The following is a 19,290-nucleotide window of genomic DNA, read 5'->3' as shown; positions in this document are numbered from 1 at the left end:
TATCCTGCGGTTGCGGCGTGCCGGGTGCATGGGCCACCGGCGCGCTGGCGTGTCTGTTGCCGGTTCAGGCGCGGGGCTTCACGCCCATGCGGCCGGTGTAGTCGGTGCGGGCCAGCAGCGGCGGGGTGGTCCCGGCGCGGGCCAGGTCCGCGAAATAGGCGTCCACGGCGCGGCCCACGCCGGGAAAGTGGCCGTAGTCGTCGATGCACAGCACCCCGCCCGGCGACAGGCGCGGGTAGAGGTGGGTCAGTTCGTGCAGCACCGAGGGCGCGTCGTCGGTATCCAAATGCAGCAGGGCGATGGCGTCCGGCAGGGGGCCGCCGGGAATGGTGTCCTGCACCGGTCCGCGCAGCACGTGCAGTCGCTGCGCCGGGTAGCCGGTGCGGGCGAAGTTGGCCATGGCCATGGGCAGCACGTCGTCCTTGGGGAAGGCTTGCAGGGTCTCGCCGGTGAGGGAGGCTTCCTCCACACCGTCGGGAAAACCCCGGAAGGTGTCGCACCAGAAAAGGTCGCGGTCCGCCTGCCCTAGTGCGGCCAGCACGGCGGCGCAGAAGCAGGCCGAGCCACCCCGGTACACCCCGCATTCCAGCAGCGCGCCGGGCACGCCCGTGGCCGTGATGTGGCGCAGGGCCAGATACAGGGCGTGGAATCGCTCGACGGACAGCAGCGATGCGTCGCGCCATGTGAAATAGGCGTCCCAGAATAGCGTGTCGGTGATGTCCGGGTAGCGGGGGCGCGGGTCGCCCTGTTCGGCGTTGATGGAGGGTGCGGTGGTCATGCGGGTTCCGTGGTGTCGGATTTGTGGCGGTCGTGGGCGCAGGGCGCGTCAGGTGCGCCAGACGGGCAGGCCGGGATGTCGGGGTGCCCGTCGTGGACGGCCAGGGCCATGCCCCGCGCGGCGTCCAGGCGCGAGGCCGCCAGCGTGGCCTGGGCGCGGCCGATGGGGATGGGGTGATAGTTCAGGCTGGCGGATTGGCCGGGGCCCTCGTCGGAGGTGCTGCCCCCTGCGCGCAGCAGGGTCAGCGCGCCGTCGCGGCACCATGCCTCGGGCAGGTCCTGCCGCCGGGCGGGCACGCCCGGCGCGGAGATGACCGAGCCTGCCCCGTCCACCCGCTTGAGATGGGCGGGATGCACCGGGGCGGGCGACACGGAGCACGCGGGCAGGCCGCATCCGGCGTTTGCGTTGGCAAGGGCGGACGTGACGAAGGCCCGCAGGGTGGCCGCATCCAGCAGGACAGCCCGCCCGTCGATGCACAGGATGTCCCGCCCGGAAAATTCGGGCGCGTCGGAAGATGCGCCGGGCCAGGCCGCGCGGCCCGCCGCAAGATCGCCAGCGGTCAGCAGCGGCACCGGCCACGCGGCGCGCCGGTTGGCGAGAAATTCCGGCAGGGGTGACTGGGTAAACCGGGGCAGCCCGTAACGGCGGGCCACGGCGCGGGCCATGACCCCATCGCCGCATACGGCCAGCGGAGCGTTGGGCAGGGCGGTCCGCACCGCGTCCACCACCCGGCACGGCGCGGGAATGCCAGCGATGCGCAGGTACGGCCCGTCCGGGTCGGCGGTGGCTTCCGCCGCGTCCGTGGCATGGTGTTCGCGTGGCCCCTCTTGCCCATCGGGCGGCAGCACCACCACGCAGGCCAGGTTCGCCACGTCCGGCATGCCGGGCATGCCCGGCGCGAGATGTGTGCCGGTTTCGGCGGGCTGATGCGCGGCCACATCCGCTGGCGCGCATGGCGGAAAGGGATCGTCCCCGCCCAGCAGCAGTCGGCAGGTGGCCAGATCCCAAGGCTCGTCGATGTCCACCCCCTGCCGGGCGGACAGCACATGGGCCATGGGCTCGGCCGGGGGCGCGGGTACGTCCGCCATGTGGGGGCGGAACCACGGCTGCACGTGGTAGTACGGGCGGTTGCAGGTGATGGAGAACGCACCGCATTGCAGGTATTGTTCGCCATCGTCCGGGCCGTTGTCTTTCGCCTGTCCGCCGCCGGGCAGGGGCGCGCCCGCCCCCTCCCGCAGGGTCAGGAATTCCAGCGACACGGCGGGCAGCCGGGCCACGGTCTGCAGCGAGGGGCGGTTGGCCGCCGCCAGCCGGTCCACGGCGCGCTGCATTTCTTCCGGGTGCAGGCACGGGTGGGTGGCCGACACGGACAACAGGAAGTCAGGCACGCGGCGCTCCACCAGCAGCATCCACACCTGGGCGAAGACCCAGGCGTCGAGGGGCGAAGCCGCGTCCGTTGCCAGTTCCGCAGGGCGCAGGAAGGGCACGTCGGCCTCGGCGGCGCGGGCCGCCGCCGCGATGTCCGGGCAGTCGGTGTTGACCATGACCCGCGTGATGGAGCGCACCGACCGGCAGGCCTCGATGGCCCGCGCGATGAGCGGGACGCCGTTCACCGTGCGCAGGGCCTTGCGGGGAACCCCGCGCGAGCCGCCGCGCGCCGCGATGACGGCCACCACGTCCCAGTCCGCGCGCGGGATGTTCACGTCGCGCCGGGCCGGGTCGGACAGGCGCTGGTGACGCACCTGCCCGCAGTCCATGATCCAGTCGTACAGGGCCGAGGAGGGCAGGCCGTGGGCCAGCACGCGGCGCACGCCGCTGTCCGCGCGGCCCAGCCACGATTCGGTCACGGCCAGCACGCGCTGTTCGTCGGGCATCTGCCCGGCATCGGAAAAATGGGGGAGCCGCTGGGCGGCGGGCTGCTGCGCGCTCATGCCGGAACTCCGGTGGGGGCGTCCTGCGCCGCATTGCGCCGGGCGTCGTGTATCAGGTCCGGCAGGGTCACGGCGAAGAAGCGCTCCGCCGGGCCGTCCAGCGCAAGGTCCGGCTGACGCCAGTTGCGCCAGTCGCGGGCGGCGGCTGCGGGGTCGTGGGCCAGGTCCGCGTAGGCCGCGCCGTATGCGGCGGCGATGCGTTCCGGCCGCCAGTGGGTTTCCATCCAGCCACGGGCGGCGCGGCCCACGTCCAGCGCGTCCGCAGGATGGTCAAGCAAATGGCCCAGCACGCGGGCCGCGTCTTCCAGCCGCACGTCGATGAACGGACAGGCGTCGCTGTCCGCCATGCGCGCCAGCACCCGGCGGCAGCGACCGTCCAGGTGGGCCAGCACCGGCTTGGCCTGGGCCAGCCCTTCCAGCCCGGTAAGGTGCCAACTGCCCGTGACCAGGTCGTCCACCACCACGCGCGCCAGCCGCTTGGCGGCCAGGGTCTGGGCCAGCGGGGTCTTGTGCACCAGGTGCCAGCTTGCCCCGCGCGGCAGGCAGGCGGCGCGCACGGCGGACTCGGCCTCGGGCCGGGCCTTGGTGTTCCAGCGGTCGGCCCAGGCCGAGTGCAGGCGGGTGGGGGAAAGGAACACGTCGTGGCGCAGCGGGCCGTGCATGGCGGGGTCGTGCGGCAGATGGTCCGCGTCGTCGATGGGGATGGGGTTGGGCACCACCCGCGCGCGGGGATAGCAGCGTTCCTGGAACTGGCCCACAACCAGCGCGGGGATGGGCTGGGCCAGCAGCGCGGCGGGGGTGATGCCCATGCGGGCCGCCACCAGCCCCGGCTCGCTGTGGAACTGGCGGACCACAAGAGTGCCCTTTTCCGCCAGCGCGCGAAAGTCGATGGGCGCGAAGTGGCGCGAATCCAGGTCCAGATAGTTGTGAAAGTGGATGATGTCGGCTGCCTGCGCCAGTTCGCGGGCCAGGTCGGGCGTTTCATCGAACACCACGTCCTGGCCGAAGTCCTCGCTGCCGTAGCGCGTCAGGTCCACCAGCCGGGCGGAGCAGCCGGGCAGATGGGCGCTCAGCGCCCGGACCAGGCGCAGCGGCGCGCCCGCCAGCGGGGTGACGGCGAAATGGACGACGCGCATCACGCGGCCCCGGCCCCGGAATCCGGCCCGCTGTCGCCCCCGTCTCGCTCATCCCCCCCGTCGCCGGTCTGTATCGGCATGGCCAGCATGGCGGGCAAAAGCTGCCCGTCGCGGGGCAGGGCGAGGGTAAGGGAGTTGCCGATCACCGCGTCCCACAGCTCCGGCGACAGGCCGTCGCCGGGGCTTTTCACGGTCAGGTCGTCCGGGGCCAGCACCGTGCCCGCGGGCAGGTCGCGCGCGGCCACCAGGCTTTTGCGCAGCTTCACGGCCATGGCCGCCTCGGCGGGGGTGACGCGCTTTTCGGCAACGCCCATGGCCCGCTCCACCTCGCGGATCATGCGCACCAGCAGCGCAAGGTCGTCCGGCTCCAGCGATGCTTGGTGGTCGGTGCCGCGTTGGGTGCGGTCGAGGGTGAAGTGGCGCTCGATCATGCATGCCCCGCGCGCCACGGCGGCCACGCTGGGGCCCAGGCCCCGCTCGTGGCCGGAATAGCCCACGGGCAGTCCGTAGCGGCGGGCCAGCTCGCCCATCACCGGCAGGGCGATGTCCGCCTCGTCGCAGGGGTAGCTGGAATTGCAATGCAGCAGCACGATGTCGCGGTGGCGGGCGGAAAGTTCGGCCACGGCCCGGTCCACCTGGGCAAGGGTGCTCATGCCGGTGGAGAGCACCACCGGCAGGTCCAGCGCGGCCATGCGGCGCAGCATGGGCACGTTGACCACCTCGGCCGAGCAGACCTTGAGCAGTTCCACCTTCAGGCCCGCCAGCACGCCAAGGCTGGGCGCGTCCCAGGCGGAGGCGAAGAAGACCATGCCCAGCGATTCGGCCAGCTGTTTCAGCTCGGTGAACTGGTCGGCGGAAAGTTCCAGCGCGTCGCGGTGTTCGCCGTAGGTCGCCCCGAAGCTGTTGGGGCCGGAGTAAGCGGCGCGCGCGCCCTCGGTGGTGAGCAGGGCGGCGGTTTCGCGCTTCTGGAACTTCACGGCGTCCGCGCCCGCGCGGGCGGCCTCGCGCACCATGCGCCGGGCGGTTTCCATGTCGCCCTGGTGGTTGTTGCCCACCTCGGCCACGACGAAGCACGGGCAGCCGGGGCCGATGCGCCTGCCGGAAGCCAGCGTGATGACGGGGGGTGTTGCGGGTGCGTTCATAACAGCACGACGGCCTCCCTCGCCGATTCGGGCATGCCGGGCATGGCCAGCAGTTGCTGCTGGATGGCGCGCTGGTGCGCGAACGAGGACACCACCACCGCGTCCACGGCCAGGCGGCCGGGCCCGGCCAGCAGGGCCGCCGGGGGCTGCACGGTGTGCCCGTGGAACGGCGCGCCGTGCTTGGCGGCGTCGTTGTCCACCACCAGGGCCACGTCGAAGGGGGTGCCCTCCAGCGCGGCCAGCACCACCTCTCCCGTTTCGGCCGCGCCGAACAGGGCAAGGCGGATGGGCGCGCCTTCCGCGTGGCGGGCGGCCAGCGGTTCCAGCCGCCGCCGCACCAGCTCCTTGATGGCGGTGAAGCCGCAGACCATCTCCGCACAGTACTGTTCCAGCATGCTGCGCCGCGCCTCCTGCCCCTTGTCGGTGAGCTTGTAGGCGAAGCTCTTGCGGTTCACCGGGGCGAACTGGACCATGCCCTCGCGGTGCAGTTCCGCCAGATACTGGTTGACCATGGCGCTGCTGGTGCGGCTGAACCGGGCCAGTTGGGTCTGGCTGAGCCGTTCGTTTTCGGTCAGCGCCTGCACCACGGACAGCAGGCGCAGCTTCTTGGACGGCCGGATGAAATCCTTGCCCTGGAAGAACATGGGGCCCCCGAAAAAATCGTTCAGTATGTTTATGATCGATTGTGGCAGGCCAGGGGGGATGTGTCAAGCGGGGGGGCGTGAAATTCACGGCTGGCGCGGCCTGGCGCGAAATTTCTCCGCTCGCGCGGGGGCTTGCGAAGGGGGGTGGGGAGGCCGTCACCGCGTCGTCGTGCCGCCCAGGTAGGGAAGGGGGCGGCGTTGTTGCGGGATTTAGCGGGCGACAGGGGAACGACTGGGGGCGATTGGGGGGGCGACAGGGGCGATGGGCCGCGCCCGGTTGCCGCTTGCGGGCCGGGCGTCGGCAGTCGGGTGCGCTTGTCTGCCCCGGTTGCCATTGTCTGCCCGGTTGTCCTTGACGCATCGGCCCTTCCGGGGCAGTGCTCAAAAACGCGCGGCGCACGGACCGTCATGGTCCGCTCGGGGGAGCCAGGCCGCCGCGCGCAACGCAGACACACGACCATGCGGGGCATGCCGCGCCAGAGGCATGCCGCAGGAGCACCAATGGCATTGTTCGGAAAGAAGGACGAGGAACACGCGGCGAACCTGGTGTACCGGCAACTGCGCCTGGCGGCCGACCGCCGGGCGCGGTTCTACGTGGTGGTGCGCACCCGCGACGGCAAGCAGCATTCGCTGCCGGGGCTCATCGAATCGTGCGAGGGGCCCACCCTGCTCATCGACATGTCCACCGGGGTGCGGCTTTCCGCGGCATGGAAGGGCCAGGTGGTGGAGTGCTATTTCCGCATCGTGGCCATGGTCCCCCAGCGCACCGAACAGCACTTCATGTTCGCCTCGCGCATCCTCGACATCCGCGCCCTGTCCACGGGGCTGATCGTGGAACTGGAAAAGCCCGCCGCCATCGAGTCGGGCCAGCGCCGCCGCAGCGTGCGGGTGCGCCCGGTGCCGGAACTGGTGGGCATGCTGGAAATGCGGCGCGACCAGTCGCCCGATGACGGCCCCCTGTCCCTGGCCGCGCTGGACGGCTACCTGCGCATCGGCGGGGTGGCGGCCCAGGGGCCGCTGGGCGCGGAATCCTCCGTGCCCGGCGGGACGGTGGCGGACACTGCGGGGGGCGATGCGCCAGCCCCCGCAAGCGTTCCTGCCCCCGGTTCCTTGCCTGCTAATGACGCGCAGCCCTATCTGGTGGACGTTTCCGCCGGGGGCCTGCGCGCCTGCATCGCCCCCCGCGCGGGCGAAGGGCCGGAAACGGGCTTGCTGAACCGGGGCGACCGGGTGGTGCTGCGCACCATCCTGCACTGGCCAGGGGGCGCGCACCAGCCCCTGGACCTGCTGCTGAAGGCCGAGGTCTCCACCCGCATGCAGTCTGCGGGCAGCCTGCCCGGCGGGGTGGACGTGGGGCTGGAGTTCCAGTTCGAGGGCAAGCCGGACGCCGACGGCATGGTGACCTGGCTGCCCGTGCGCGACGGCGTGTACCGCCTGGCCCAGTGGGTGAACGCCGTGTACATGGAGTATATGCGCAAGGTGCGCGCCCAGTAGCGGCTTTCAAATCGTCTTTTCGTCCGTTGGCATCGTCAAACGTCGCCTGCCATTTCGGTCGAATACGATAAGAGTATGCTCCTTCATGGCAGGCTTGTTTTCCTTGCCAACGAACGAAAATCCTGATTTGAAATCATCCCCTTGCCGCAGCAGGCCCTTTCTGGCCTTCCGCGATCTTTCGCCAACGGCCTTTGCGCCCGCCGGGCGGGGCAGGCGCCGCGCCGTCGCGCCTACACGCTGATTTCACGGTACATTTGCGTAGCGCGATTTGACAATATTCGCACGGCCCGCGTCTTGACGCACCAGCCGCCGGATGGTCTACAGGACTGTCGGTCTCATGCATCGGACAACGCGTCGGCGGCGCCGGACTTACGGCCACGGGACGAGCCGTACCCGGTCCCGCGCGGCGTCATTGCATCAACAACCGCTGGAGGTACTGGATGAAACGGACCATCGTACTGCTCATGATGATGTTGGCGGCCGTGCTGGCGTTCGGCCCCAAGGCCGAAGCCGCCGAAGGCAAGACCTTCCGGGTCGGCATCTCTTCCGACCCTGAATCGCTCGACCCGCACATGCAGCTTTCCGGCCCCATGCTGGCCTACTCGCACTGGGTGTTCGATCCCCTGGTGCGCTGGACCCAGGACATGAAGTTCGAACCGCGCCTGGCCGAGAAGTGGGAACAGGTCAACCCCACCACCATGCGCTTCCACCTGCGCAAGGGCGTGAAGTTCCACAGCGGCAACCCGCTCACCGCCGCCGACGTGGCCTGGACCATCAAGCGCCTGAAGGAATCCCCCGACTTCAAGGGCCTGTACGTCAAGTTCGCCGAGCCCAAGGTTGTCGACGACAACACCATCGACATCATCACCACCGAGCCCTACGGCCTGGTGATGAACCTGGCCACCTACATCTTCCCCATGGATTCCAAGTTCTACACCGGCACCGACGCCGCGGGCCAGCCCAAGGGCGCCGTGGTGAAGAACGGTCCCTCGTTCGCCAACGAGAACGCCTCGGGCACCGGCCCGTTCATGGTGGCGCAGCGCGAGCACGGCGTGAAGCTGGTGCTGAAGGCCAACCCCAACTACTGGGGCAAGCGCGGCAACGTCGACACCATCGAACTCACCCCCATCAAGAACGAAGCCACCCGCGTGGCCGCCATCCTGAAGGGCGACGTGGACTTCATCACCCCCGTGCCCGTGCAGGACTACGACCAGCTCGCCAAGAACCCCGACGTCGAGCTGATCACCATGGCCAGCACCCGCATCATCACCTTCCAGCTGAACCAGAAGCGCAACCCCGCCCTGGCCAATCCCAAGGTGCGTGAAGCCATCATCGCCGCCACCGACCATGCGGGCATCGTGGCCAAGATCATGAAGGGCTACACCGTGGTCACCCATCAGCAGGCCCCCAAGGGCTACCCCGGCTACATCGCCGACCTGAAGCCCCGCTTCGACCTGGCCAAGGCCCAGAAGCTGATGAAGGAAGCGGGCTACGAGAAGGGTCTGGAACTGACCATGATCGCGCCCAACAACCGCTACGTGAACGACGAAAAGGTGGCCCAGGCCTTCGTTTCCATGATGGCCAAGATCGGCATCAAGGTGAACCTGAAGACCATGCCCAAGGCCCAGTACTGGGATGAGTACGACGCCCAGGTGGCCGACATCCAGATGATCGGCTGGCATCCGGACACCGAAGACACCGCCAACTACGGCGAATACCTGCTGATGTGCGCCAACAAGGACACCGGCATGGGCCAGTACAACAGCGGCAACTACTGCAACAAGAAGTACGACGCGCTGATCGAGGAAGCCAACCGCACCACCGATCCCAAGAAGCGTGACGCCGTGCTGCAGGAATCCGAAAAGCTGGCCTATGACGAGGCGGCCTTCGTGCCGCTGCACATGGAGCCGCTGTCGTGGGCTGCCCGCAAGACGGTGAAGAACGCCAAGGCGATCATCAACGTGCAGGACTTCCCCTACTTTGGCGACCTCGTGATGCAGTAATGACGAACGGGCGCGGAGGGTTAACATGCCTCCGCGCCTTTTCGACGGTTTTGTGAAGACGGGCGGGCAGGGGAACACCCCTTGCCTGCCCCGCCAAAATTTTGTAGCCCACCGGGCGGGGTTCACCCCGTTACCGACGCGCGGCATTCCGCAGCCCCCGCCTTTCGGCGTTGCGCCGGGCTTTTCGCCAGGCCATGCCGGACGCGCGGCGGGCGTTTCCCGCAGGTTCACCGGAACACGGTGCGCCATCGTGGCCGGGTTGCGGACAACGCCGCGCACGCCGTTTCGCGCCATCGCGCTTTCGTGGCCGCAGCATGCGGTCCCGCCGCCCCTGCTGCGCAGGGGGACTTTGGGGCCCCCCCCGGCCGGGACGTTCGCACGCACCCGGCCCGTGCGCGCTGGCGCTGCCGCCGTCAGCCCGCCCCCGTTTCCGCATCGTGCGGGAGTCCGCACCGGATGGGGGCCATGCGGTAAAAGACGCGCGGCCCCGGCACCGCGGCAACCAGCAACGCCGAAACCGGCAACGAGACGCACATGTTCGCATTCATCATCCGCAGGGTGGCGCAAGCCTTGCTGGTCATGTTCATCATCAGCTTCATCGGGTTCGCCATCAAGCAGTCCGTCGGCGACCCCACGCGCGAGATGGTGGGCGTGTCCGTATCCGTCAAGGAACGCGAGGCCCTGCGCGAAAAGCTGGGCCTGAACGATCCGTACCTGGTCCAGTGGGCGCGCTTCACCAAGAACGCCGTGCAGGGCGACTTGGGCACCTCGTACTTCTACCGCAAGCCCGCGCTGGATGTGATCCTGGCGAAAGCCCCGGCCACGCTGGAACTGGTCTTCGTGGCCCAGTGCATCATCGTGCTGATCTCGGTGCCGGTGGGCGTGTATTCCGCCTGCCGCCCGCGCTCGGTGCTGTCGCGCCTGTTCATGGGCATCAGCATCGTGGGGGTTTCGGTGCCGGTGTTCCTGACGGCCATCTTCATGATCTACATCTTTTCGGTGCACCTTGGCTGGCTGCCCTCGTTCGGGCGCGGCAACCCGGTGGAGATATTTCCGGGGTGGACATCGGTGCTGACCACCTGGCCCAATTTCAAGCACATCATCCTGCCCTCCATCGCCCTGTCGTCCATCATGCTGCCGCTGTTCATCCGGCTGATCCGCGCCGAGATGAAGGAGGCGCTGGAGACCGAATACGTGAAGTTCGCGCGGGCCAAGGGCCTGCCCGAATGGCGCGTGGTGATGGTGCACGCCTTCAAGAACACCCTTCTGCCGGTCATCACCGTGGGGGGCGTGCAGCTTGGCATCATGATCGCCTTCACCATCCTGACCGAGACGGTGTTCCAGTGGCAGGGCATGGGCTTCATGTTCGTGGAGGCCGTGGAACGCGCCGACACGGCGCTGCTGGTGGCCTACCTGATCTTTGTCGGGGCCGTGTTCGTCACCGTGAACACGGTGGTGGACCTGATCTACGGCTTCGTGAACCCCATGGTCCGCATCGCGGGGAGGAAGTAACATGGCCGGTCTTCTGCGGCGTTTCCGCCAGTCGTACTTCCTGTATTCCTTCCTGCGCGACCCGGTGGCGGTGACCAGCTTCGCCCTGTTCGTCATCCTGGCCTGCTCGGCGCTGCTGGCCCCGGTCATTGCCCCGCACAACCCGTTCGACGGGGCCAACATCGACATCATGGACGCGGAAACGCCCCCCCTGTGGAAGGATGGCGGCAACCCGGCCTTTCTGCTGGGCACCGACAACCAGGGGCGCGACCTGTTCTCGGCCATCCTGTACGGCATGCGCGTGTCCCTGCTGATCGGCGTGGGCGCGGTGGCCATGCAGGCGTGCATCGGCATCATGGTGGGCCTCTTGTCCGGCTACGGCAGCCGCAGACTGGACAACATCCTGATGCGCATCGCCGACGTGCAGCTGTCGTTCTCGTCGTACATGGTGGCCATCTTTCTGGGGGCCATCGTGCAGATGACCTTTGGCGTGGGCCGCTACGAACAGGTGGCCGTGCCCTTCCTGGTGCTGGTCATCGGCCTGGCGGAATGGCCGCAGTACGCGCGCACCGTGCGCGCCTCGGTGCTGGCGGAGAAGAAGAAGGAATACGTGGAGGCGGCGCGGGTCATAGGGCTCAAGCCCTTCCGCATCATGTGGCGGCACATTCTGCCCAACACGCTCACCCCGGTGCTGGTCATTTCCACAGTGCAGGTGGCCAACGCCATCATGAGCGAGGCGGCCCTGTCGTTCCTGGGCCTGGGCATGCCGGTGACCAAGCCTTCGCTGGGCTCGCTGATCAAGTCGGGCTTTCAGTACTTCTTCAGCGGCAGTTGGTGGATAACGCTGTTTCCGGGCGTGGTGCTGATTCTGCTGGTGCTGTCCATCAACCTGCTTGGCGACTGGCTGCGGGACTTCCTGAATCCCAAGCTGTACAAGGACTAGCCCATGCAACCGCTGCTCGACGTATCCAACCTTACCGTCAAGTTCGCGCTGCGCGACACCGCGCTCACCGCCGTCAACGACGTCTCGTTCACCCTGGGCAAGGGCGAGCGCCTGGGCCTTGTGGGCGAATCGGGCGCGGGCAAGTCCGTCACCGGGTTCTCCATCCTGAACCTGGTGTCCAAGCCCGGCTTCATCGCGGGCGGCTCCGTGCTGTTCGAGGGCAAGGACCTGACCAAGGCCGACGCGGAAACCCTGCGTGACATCCGGGGCAACCGCATCAGCATGATCTTTCAGGATCCCATGATGACCCTGAACCCGGTGCTGACCGTGGGCACGCAGATGATCGAGACCATCCGCGCCCACATGAAGGTGACCCGCAAGGAAGCCGAGGCCATTGCCCTGGACAAGCTGCGCAAGGTCTACATTCCCTCGCCGGAACGCCGGCTGACCCAGTACCCGCATGAATTCTCGGGCGGCATGCGCCAGCGCATCGTCATCGCCATCGCCCTGCTGACGTCCCCGTCGCTGATCATTGCCGACGAGCCCACCACGGCCCTCGACGTGACCATCCAGGCCGAGATCATGGACCTGCTGCTGGAGCTGTGCCAGTCGGAGGACATGGGCCTGATCCTGATCACCCACGACCTTGGCGTGGTCTCGCAGGTCACCCAGAAGATCGCGGTGATGTACGCGGGCGGCATCGTGGAGATGGGCGACACCGCGAAAGTGGTGGGCGAGCCGCTGCACCCCTACACGCGGGGCCTGTTGGGCGCGCTGCCGCAGTGTGCGGACAAGTCCGTGTGCGGCTTGGAAACCGTGGCCGCGCCGCGTGCCCGCCGCCGCCTGAACCAGATTCCCGGCAGTATGCCCAGCCTTTCCGACGTGCCGCGCGGCTGTCCGTTCAACAACCGCTGCGAGCTGTGCGAAACCGTGTGCACCACCACCCGGCCGCTGCTCGAAGTGAAGAGTGATGGCCGTCTGGCGGCCTGCCATATGGTAGCCTAAGGGGGACGCCGGAATGACCAACCAGAACACCGCACTGCTTTCGCTGCGCAACGTCGTCAAGCATTTCGACATCTCCGGCGGGCTGCTGGACCAGCTACGCATTTCCGGCGGCCGCATCACCCGCAAGCGCACCGTGGTGCATGCCGTCAACGACGTGAGCTTCGACATCCTGCCCGGTGAGACCTTGAGCGTGGTGGGCGAGTCGGGCTGCGGCAAGTCCACCCTGGCGCGCACCGTCATCGGCCTGTACCGGGCCACCGGCGGCGAAATCCTGTACCGGGGCGAGCGCATCGACAACCTGAGCGACAATGGCATGCTGCCCTACCGCACCCGCATGCAGATGGTCTTTCAGGACCCCTACGCCTCGCTGAACCCGCGCATGAAGGTGCGCGAGATTCTGGAAGAGCCGGTGCGCTTCCACAACCCCGGCATCTCCGACGCCGACGTGCGCACCCGCGTGGCCGACGTCATGGAGCAGGTGGGCGTGAACCCGCTGTGGGGCGTGCGCTACCCGCACGAATTCTCCGGCGGGCAGCGCCAGCGCATCTCCATCGCCCGCGCCCTGGTGGTGGACCCCGAGTTCATCGTGGCGGACGAACCCATCTCGGCGCTGGACGTGTCCATTCAGGCGCAGGTGCTGAACCTGATGATGGACATGCAGGAGAAGCGCAACCTGACCTACCTGTTCATCAGCCACGACCTTTCGGTGGTGGAGCACATCTCCAACCGCGTGGCCGTGATGTACCTGGGCAGCCTGTGCGAACTGGCCGATGCCGCAGACCTGTTCGGCACCCCGCGCCACCCGTACACCCAGGCCCTGCTGTCGGCCATCCCGCGCATCGGCGGCAAGGCCGCCGCGCACATCAAACTTTCCGGCGACGTGCCCACGCCCATCAACCTGCCCTCTGGCTGCGTGTTCCACGGCCGCTGCCCGCACGCCAACGAACGTTGCATGCGCGAGGTGCCCAAGGCCCGCCAGCTTGACGGCGGCGCGCTGGTGGCCTGCCACGGCGTGGAGGAAGGGCGGATTTAGCGGACGCCTCAATTGAAAGATAACCGGGGGAAGAAACCTTTCGGAAAAGGTTTCTTCCCCCGGCCCCCCATCTTCCAAAACTTTTCGATTGTCCCCCGTCGCGTCAGCGCGACGGGGGACGTTGTTCTTGTGCGGCGGATATCGTGGTGTGCAGTTGGCTACTTGCCCAACACATCCGCCATGCGGTCCAGTGCGGTGCGCAGCAGCGCGCGCGGGCAGCCCAGGTTCAGGCGCAGCCAGCCTTCGCCTTCCGGGCCGAAGCTGGAACCGGGGCTGGGCACCACGCCCGCCTCGTGGCGCACGCGGTGCAGCAGGTCGGCCTCCGCAAGGCCCAGGGGGCGAAAGTCCACCCATGAAAGATAGGTGCCCTGCGGCTGCATGACGCGGACTGCGGGCAGGCGCTGTCCCAGCACGTGGCGCACCAGCGCGGCGTTGCCCGCGATGTAGGCCATCAGCGCGTCCAGCCAGGGGCCGCCGTGGCGGCAGGCGGCCTCGGTGGTGGCCAGTCCGAACATGTTGGGGTGGCGGATGCCGAGGCCGGTGAGTTCCGCGCGAAAGGTGCGGCGCAGGGTGTCGTCCTCGATGACCACGTGGGCAAGGCCCGCGCCGGGCACGTTGAACGCCTTGGCGGAGGACACGGCGGTGATGGTGCGCTCGGCAACCTCCGGCGACAGGCTGGCCAGCACGGTGTGCGCGTGGCCGGGCAACAGCAGGTCGTGGTGGATTTCGTCGCTGACCATGAGCGTGCCGTGCTTCAGGCACAGTTCGGCCACGCGGGTCAGTTCCGCGCGGGTCCACACCCTGCCGCCGGGGTTGTGCGGGCTGCACAGCAGCAGCATCTTGGCCCCGCGTCCGCCGTCGGCAAGGGCCGTATCCAGCGCGTCGAAATCCATTTCATGGAAGGGGTTGCCGTCGGCATCCGTGGTGAGGGCCAGCGGGTTGGCCAGCACCCGGCAGCCCGCGTCCTGCACGGCCGCACGAAAGGGCGGGTAGATGGGCGTCTGGATGACCACGCCGTCGCCGGGCCGGGTGAACAGCCGCACCGCCAGGCACAGCGAGGCCACCACCGTGGGCAGGGGCAGCAGGTGGCGCGGGTTCACGGTCCAGCCGTGGCGGGTGGCCAGCCAGTGGGACACGGCTTCGCGGCAGGCGTTGCCATCCGCCGGGTAGCCGAACACGCCACGCTCGGCCAGCCGGGCCACGGCATCGCGCGCCGCCGGGGGCGAGGCAAAGTCCATGTCGGCCACCCACAGGGGGATGGCGTTGGCGGCTTCATCCGGCGAAAGGTTGAACATGTGCCCCATGTCGTCCCATTTCAGGCTGCCGGTGTTGCGTCGGTCGGGGGCGTGGTCGAAGTCGAAGTTGTGGTCGGGCATGGCGAGGGGTGACGCGGGCGTCGGGTTTGGCGGGGCAAGTCCGCCTATGTGAAAGAGCCGCCCGGTAGGCGGCTCAGGGTGTTGGCATCATCAGCAATTTAGACGCCTCCGGCGGCCAAGGGGCCGAGGCCCCTTGGAACCCCATGCGTTGTGCTTCTGTAGCTACAGAAAGCACGAATGGAAGTTTTGGGGGGAGGGGGGCGGGGGAGGAGACCCTTTTTCAAAAGGGGCCCTCCCCCGCAAGAATGTGGATTTGCCAACAGTCTGAACCAGGGTTGGCTTGAACCTGTCTTTAAAACCCGTTGTAGCAGACGCGGTCGTCGTATTCGACCTGCTTGCCCTTGTTCCACTGGGACACGGGGCGGTAGTAGCCCACGATGCGGGTGTACACTTCCGTGGCCTGGCCGCAGTCGGGGCATTCATGCTTTTCGCCTTGCAGGTAGCCGTGGTCCTTGCACACCGAAAAGGTGGGGGTGACGGAAAGGTACGGCAGGCGCGTCTGGGTAAAGGCCTTGATGATGAACTTCTTCAGGGCCTTGGTGTCGGCCACGGATTCGCCGAGGTAGGTGTGGAACACCGAGCCGCCGGTGTACAGCGGTTGCAGCTTGTTCTGGTGATCCAGCGCGGCGAACACGTCTTCGGTCATGCCCACGGGCAGGGCGGTGGAGTTGGTGTAGTACGGGGTGCCGTTGCCGGAGGCCTTGATTTCGGAATAGAGCGACTTGTCGATCTTGGCCAGGCGGTAGCTGGTGCCCTCGGCGGGGGTGGCTTCCAGATTGTACAGGGTGCCGGTTTCTTCCTGAAAGCGCGCGGTCAGGTTGCGCAGGTGGTTCAGGGTGCGCTGCATCAGCCGCACGCCCGCCTCGGTTTCGATGCCCTTGCCCAGCAGGTTCTGGCAGGCCTCGTGGCCGCCCACCAGCCCGATGGTGGAAAAGTGCCCGGCAAAGCCGTTCTTGAGGTACCGGCGCGACCACGGGAACATGCCGCGCTCAAGGTTGGCGGTGACCAGCTTGCGCTTGAATTCCAGCGAATCGCGGGCCAGCTCCGCGTATTCGGTCACCATGTCCAGAAAGTCCTCTTCGCCCTGGGCAAGGTAGGCCAGCTTGGGCAGGTTCAGGGTGACCACCCCGATGGACCCGGTCAGGTCGCCCGCGCCGAACAGCCCCCCCACCTTGTTGCGCAACTGCCGCAGGTCCATCTGCAACCGGCAGCACATGGAGCGCACGTCTTCGGGGTTGAGGTTGGAATTGATGAAGTTCTGGAAGTAGGGCGCACCGTACTTGGCGGTAAGCTTCAGCAGCAGGTCGCCGATCTCCGAATCCCACGGAAAGTCCTTGGTGACGTTGTACGTGGGAATGGGAAAGGAGAAGATGCGGCCGTGGAAGTCGCCGTCCAGCATCACTTCCAGGAAGGCGCGGTTCAGCATCTCCATTTCCGGCGCGTATTCGCCGTAGACGGAATCCTTGTATTCGCCGCCGATGATGATGGGCTCGGTGGCGATGTGCTTGGGCGGCACCAGGTCGAAGGTCAGGTTGGTGAACGGGCTCTGGCCGCCCCAGCGCGAGGTTGTGTTCAGGTTGAACACGAACTTCTGCATGGCCTGGCGCACCTGCTTGTAGGTCAGGCCGTCGTTGCGCACGAAGGGGGCGAGGTAGGTGTCCACGTTGTTGAAGGCCTGGGCTCCCGCCCATTCGTTCTGCAACGTGCCGAGAAAATTGATCATCTGGCCCATGGCGGTGTCCAGATGCTTGGCGGGCCCGGCGCTGGACCGGTTTTCCAGGTTGAACCCTTCCAGCAACAGGTCGCGCAGGCTCCAGCCGGCGCAGTAGCCCGCAAGGCCAAAGGACAGGTCGTGGATGTGGAAGTAGCCGTGGTCGTGGGCCTGGCGCACTTCTTCCGGGTACTTCTCCAGCGCGTACTTGGCCTGCAGGGTGCCGGAAAGGTGCAGCATCAGGCCCTGGAACGAGTGCGTCATGTTGGCGTTCTCGTTCACGCGCCAGTCGGCTTTGGTGAGGTAGTTGTCGATGGTCTCGGAAATGTCGAGGAAGGCGGCCTTCTGCTCGCGCAGGGTGCGGCGCGTTTCGCGGTAGATGATGTACCGCTTGGCCACGGCGTACAGGCGCGATTCCATCAGCACCTGTTCCACGGTGTCCTGCACCTGTTCCTGCTCGGGAATCTCGCAGTCCGCGAGCTTCAGCTCCACCCTGTGGGCGATGCGCTTGGAGAGCAGCGGGTCCTTAATGCCGTTTGCTTTCAGGGCCTTCAGGATGGCTTCCGCGATGCGGTCCGTGGACCACGTCTCCAGCCGTCCGTCGCGTTTCAGAATCTGCTTCGGCATGCTTCCTCCGGGGGGGCACGTAATCCTGTATCTTCAGGTCGAATCCGGCGGGAAGCTGGCGGCGGGCCGCTTCCACGTCGTCATCGGAAAGCACGGGAACGCGGGTGAGGCGAAACATGAACGCGTCGGGTTGCGCCTGGGCCAGCGCAAAGATGCGCGAAAGCGCGGCGCGGGCCTCGTCCGGGCTGGTGGTCCCGCCGGACAGGCGCGGGTAGAGGGCGAAGGGCCCCTTGACATCGATGGAGAAGGCGTCGGCCAGGCCGTCGCGCAGCAGCAGTTCCACCACGTCGGGGCGCAGGCCGTTGCTGTCCACCTTCACGGGCAGGCCGAAGCGGCGCAGATCGCGGAGCATGTCGGCGAAGCCCTCGACCATGGTCGCTTCCCCCCCGGTCACGACCACGCCGTCCAGCCAGTGGCGGCGGGCTTCGATGTACGCTTCGATGGCGGCGCGCGAAAGCACGGGCAGGGTGTCGGCATGCCAGGCCAGCTGCCAGTTGTGGCAGGTGGGGCAGCGCATGTTGCAGCCGCCCAGAAAGACGACGCAACTGCTGTAGCCGGGCCAGTCGCAGAGGCTCAGGCGCTCGAAGCCATGCACGTGGTTCCATGCGGAGGACATGACGGGAAGTATCCTTGTCCGGGCGGCGAGTGCCCGTGAACATGAATGGCCTTCATGATGACGCGATTGCGGCGTGCGCGGGCGTTTCGGGCCATCATGAAAGTGTCTAGGAAAAATTTAACCCATCGGGTTAGTTCGGTCCGAAGCCTACTGCACCCCTATTTTTTTGTATAGTGGGGTGTTTTGGAAAAGCCAGTCCTTAACCCGTTAGGGGGTGGAATACCGGGCTATTTTTTCCCGGTTTTGGACCTTTGCGTCGCTGTCTGCGAGCCGACATTTTTGTCTTTCCACAGTCTGCGCGCCGCACGTTCCGCATGTGGCGCGCGGATGGTCCGGCATCCCCTGTCGAGCCGCTGTCGCCCGTGAAGAAGGGGTGTGATTATAGGTGGATGGTTTGTTGAAGGCGTGCTGTGAAAAAACGTGCGCCGCCGGAGTGCGGCGGCGCTGTGCACAGCAAGGGGGATGCGGTGTGGACAGGCTGGCTGTGGAAAGCTGCCGTGCGTTCCCGCACGTGGCCGTGGCCTGGCCCCCTGTCCGGTCCTGTTCGACGCTGTCCGCCCTGTAAGGCCCTGTAAGGCCCTGTAAGGCAGGACCGGCGAACTATTCGAAGCAGAACTCCACGGTAAAATCTCCGTGCGGGGTGCCGAAGGGGATGGCGATGATGGGCGCCTTGGTGACGTGGCTGATGGTGTGTCCATCCCCCATGATCACCGAGGGGGTGGCCCCCTGGAAGGTCATGCCCATTTCGGCAAGGCCCGCGCGGGCCTGGCCGGAGATCATGTTGGTGACCTCGCCCACGGCGTCCTTGATGTCCTGCACGATGTCCTGGATGTCGTCGCCCAGCATGGCCTTGACCAGGGCAATGGCGCACTTCTTGGTGAAGGTCACCGAGATGGTGCCGTTCTTGTGCCCGGTGATGCCGATGACGGCAGACACGTCGCCCTTGGCCACGTTGTTCTTCTTCACGTACGGCACGCCAGCCGTGGGGGTGATGCCCGCCATGGTGGACAACACGTTGATGGTGGCCGCGATGAAGGGCTTTGCGACTTCGATGCCGGTGCTCATGGTATGGCTCCTTGGCGGTAGGGCGCGCCCCGCGCAGCGTGGTGTGCGGTGGCGGCGCATTGCACAGACTACTGGAAACGGCCGGGGGCCGTCCAGTGCCAAGGCATGAGATTCACGGCAAAAGCCGGAAAACGCGGCGGGTGCCGCAAGGTAGGTGGGCGGGCTGTAGCGTGGCGCGCGGTGGGTGCATCGCATGTGCGTGAAATGCATCGCAGCGATGCTGAAGGGGCAGCGCGCGCGCGGCCAGAGTGGCGCAATGCGGCATGTGCTGCCGAGTGGATGCGCCAAGGCGTGC

15 protein-coding genes are annotated in these 19,290 nt (G+C 67.3%); 6 read left to right on the top strand and 9 right to left on the bottom strand.

Annotated features, from left to right (window positions below):
* Positions 1 to 64 precede the first annotated feature (64 nt).
* The 5 genes from RVX_RS15990 to RVX_RS15970 are packed head-to-tail and all read right to left on the bottom strand — an operon-like array spanning position 65 to position 5,631.
* A complete protein-coding gene (locus RVX_RS15990; protein WP_116307764.1) occupies positions 65 to 778 on the bottom strand; it encodes a TylF/MycF/NovP-related O-methyltransferase in 714 nt (237 codons plus the stop codon).
* The gene (locus tag RVX_RS15985) at positions 775 to 2,709 is read right to left on the bottom strand and encodes a cytidylyltransferase domain-containing protein (protein WP_230404771.1); all 1,935 of its coding nucleotides are present in this window, start codon (positions 2,707 to 2,709) and stop codon (positions 775 to 777) included. Before RVX_RS15985 ends, RVX_RS15990 begins: the two co-directional genes overlap by 4 nt.
* Positions 2,706 to 3,845, bottom strand: coding sequence for a glycosyltransferase (locus RVX_RS15980; protein ID WP_116307765.1), 1,140 nt, complete (start codon positions 3,843 to 3,845; stop codon positions 2,706 to 2,708). Before RVX_RS15980 ends, RVX_RS15985 begins: the two co-directional genes overlap by 4 nt.
* On the bottom strand, positions 3,845 to 4,987 hold the full coding sequence (locus RVX_RS15975; RefSeq protein WP_116307766.1) for an N-acetylneuraminate synthase family protein: 1,143 nt from the start codon (positions 4,985 to 4,987) through the stop codon (positions 3,845 to 3,847). Before RVX_RS15975 ends, RVX_RS15980 begins: the two co-directional genes overlap by 1 nt.
* On the bottom strand, positions 4,984 to 5,631 hold the full coding sequence (locus RVX_RS15970) for a winged helix-turn-helix transcriptional regulator (RefSeq protein ID WP_116307767.1): 648 nt from the start codon (positions 5,629 to 5,631) through the stop codon (positions 4,984 to 4,986). The genes RVX_RS15975 and RVX_RS15970 overlap by 4 nt, the downstream gene beginning before the upstream one ends.
* A 501-nt stretch (positions 5,632 to 6,132) precedes the next feature.
* Between RVX_RS15970 and RVX_RS15965 the strand changes: the two genes are divergently transcribed.
* From RVX_RS15965 to RVX_RS15940, 6 genes are all read left to right on the top strand, one after another.
* The gene (locus tag RVX_RS15965) at positions 6,133 to 7,125 is read left to right on the top strand and encodes a hypothetical protein (protein ID WP_116307768.1); all 993 of its coding nucleotides are present in this window, start codon (positions 6,133 to 6,135) and stop codon (positions 7,123 to 7,125) included.
* Positions 7,126 to 7,565: 440 nt separating this feature from the next.
* Positions 7,566 to 9,128 (top strand): ABC transporter substrate-binding protein, encoded by a 1,563-nt coding sequence (locus tag RVX_RS15960; protein ID WP_116307769.1) that lies wholly within the window; start codon positions 7,566 to 7,568, stop codon positions 9,126 to 9,128.
* Between the two features lie 534 nt (positions 9,129 to 9,662).
* On the top strand, positions 9,663 to 10,640 hold the full coding sequence (locus tag RVX_RS15955; protein WP_007524784.1) for an ABC transporter permease: 978 nt from the start codon (positions 9,663 to 9,665) through the stop codon (positions 10,638 to 10,640).
* A gap of 1 nt (position 10,641) precedes the next feature.
* Positions 10,642 to 11,562: an ABC transporter permease gene (locus RVX_RS15950; protein WP_116307770.1), complete on the top strand. Its 921-nt coding sequence runs from the start codon at positions 10,642 to 10,644 to the stop codon at positions 11,560 to 11,562.
* 3 nt (positions 11,563 to 11,565) lie between these two features.
* Positions 11,566 to 12,567 (top strand): ABC transporter ATP-binding protein, encoded by a 1,002-nt coding sequence (locus tag RVX_RS15945; RefSeq protein WP_116307771.1) that lies wholly within the window; start codon positions 11,566 to 11,568, stop codon positions 12,565 to 12,567.
* 13 nt (positions 12,568 to 12,580) lie between these two features.
* Entirely contained in the window at positions 12,581 to 13,600 is a 1,020-nt protein-coding gene (locus RVX_RS15940; protein WP_116307772.1) for an ABC transporter ATP-binding protein, read from the top strand.
* Between the two features lie 158 nt (positions 13,601 to 13,758).
* Here RVX_RS15940 and RVX_RS15935 read toward each other — a convergent pair whose 3' ends face one another.
* The 4 genes from RVX_RS15935 to RVX_RS15920 all read right to left on the bottom strand — a co-directional run bounded on the left by RVX_RS15935 (position 13,759) and on the right by RVX_RS15920 (position 18,995).
* Positions 13,759 to 14,976, bottom strand: coding sequence for a MalY/PatB family protein (locus tag RVX_RS15935; protein ID WP_116307773.1), 1,218 nt, complete (start codon positions 14,974 to 14,976; stop codon positions 13,759 to 13,761).
* A 292-nt stretch (positions 14,977 to 15,268) separates the two neighbouring features.
* A complete protein-coding gene (locus RVX_RS15930; RefSeq protein WP_116307774.1) occupies positions 15,269 to 17,314 on the bottom strand; it encodes a ribonucleoside triphosphate reductase in 2,046 nt (681 codons plus the stop codon).
* Positions 17,214 to 17,930 (bottom strand): radical SAM protein, encoded by a 717-nt coding sequence (locus RVX_RS15925; RefSeq protein ID WP_116307775.1) that lies wholly within the window; start codon positions 17,928 to 17,930, stop codon positions 17,214 to 17,216. The genes RVX_RS15930 and RVX_RS15925 overlap by 101 nt, the downstream gene beginning before the upstream one ends.
* A gap of 600 nt (positions 17,931 to 18,530) precedes the next feature.
* On the bottom strand, positions 18,531 to 18,995 hold the full coding sequence (locus RVX_RS15920; protein WP_116307776.1) for a chemotaxis protein CheX: 465 nt from the start codon (positions 18,993 to 18,995) through the stop codon (positions 18,531 to 18,533).
* Positions 18,996 to 19,290: the final 295 nt, after the last annotated feature.

The organism is Nitratidesulfovibrio sp. HK-II (assembly GCF_003402415.2).
Classification (GTDB): domain Bacteria; phylum Desulfobacterota; class Desulfovibrionia; order Desulfovibrionales; family Desulfovibrionaceae; genus Cupidesulfovibrio.
The sequence above is the reverse complement of the archived record's forward strand: the minus strand, read 5'-3'. Positions and strand labels throughout refer to the sequence as shown.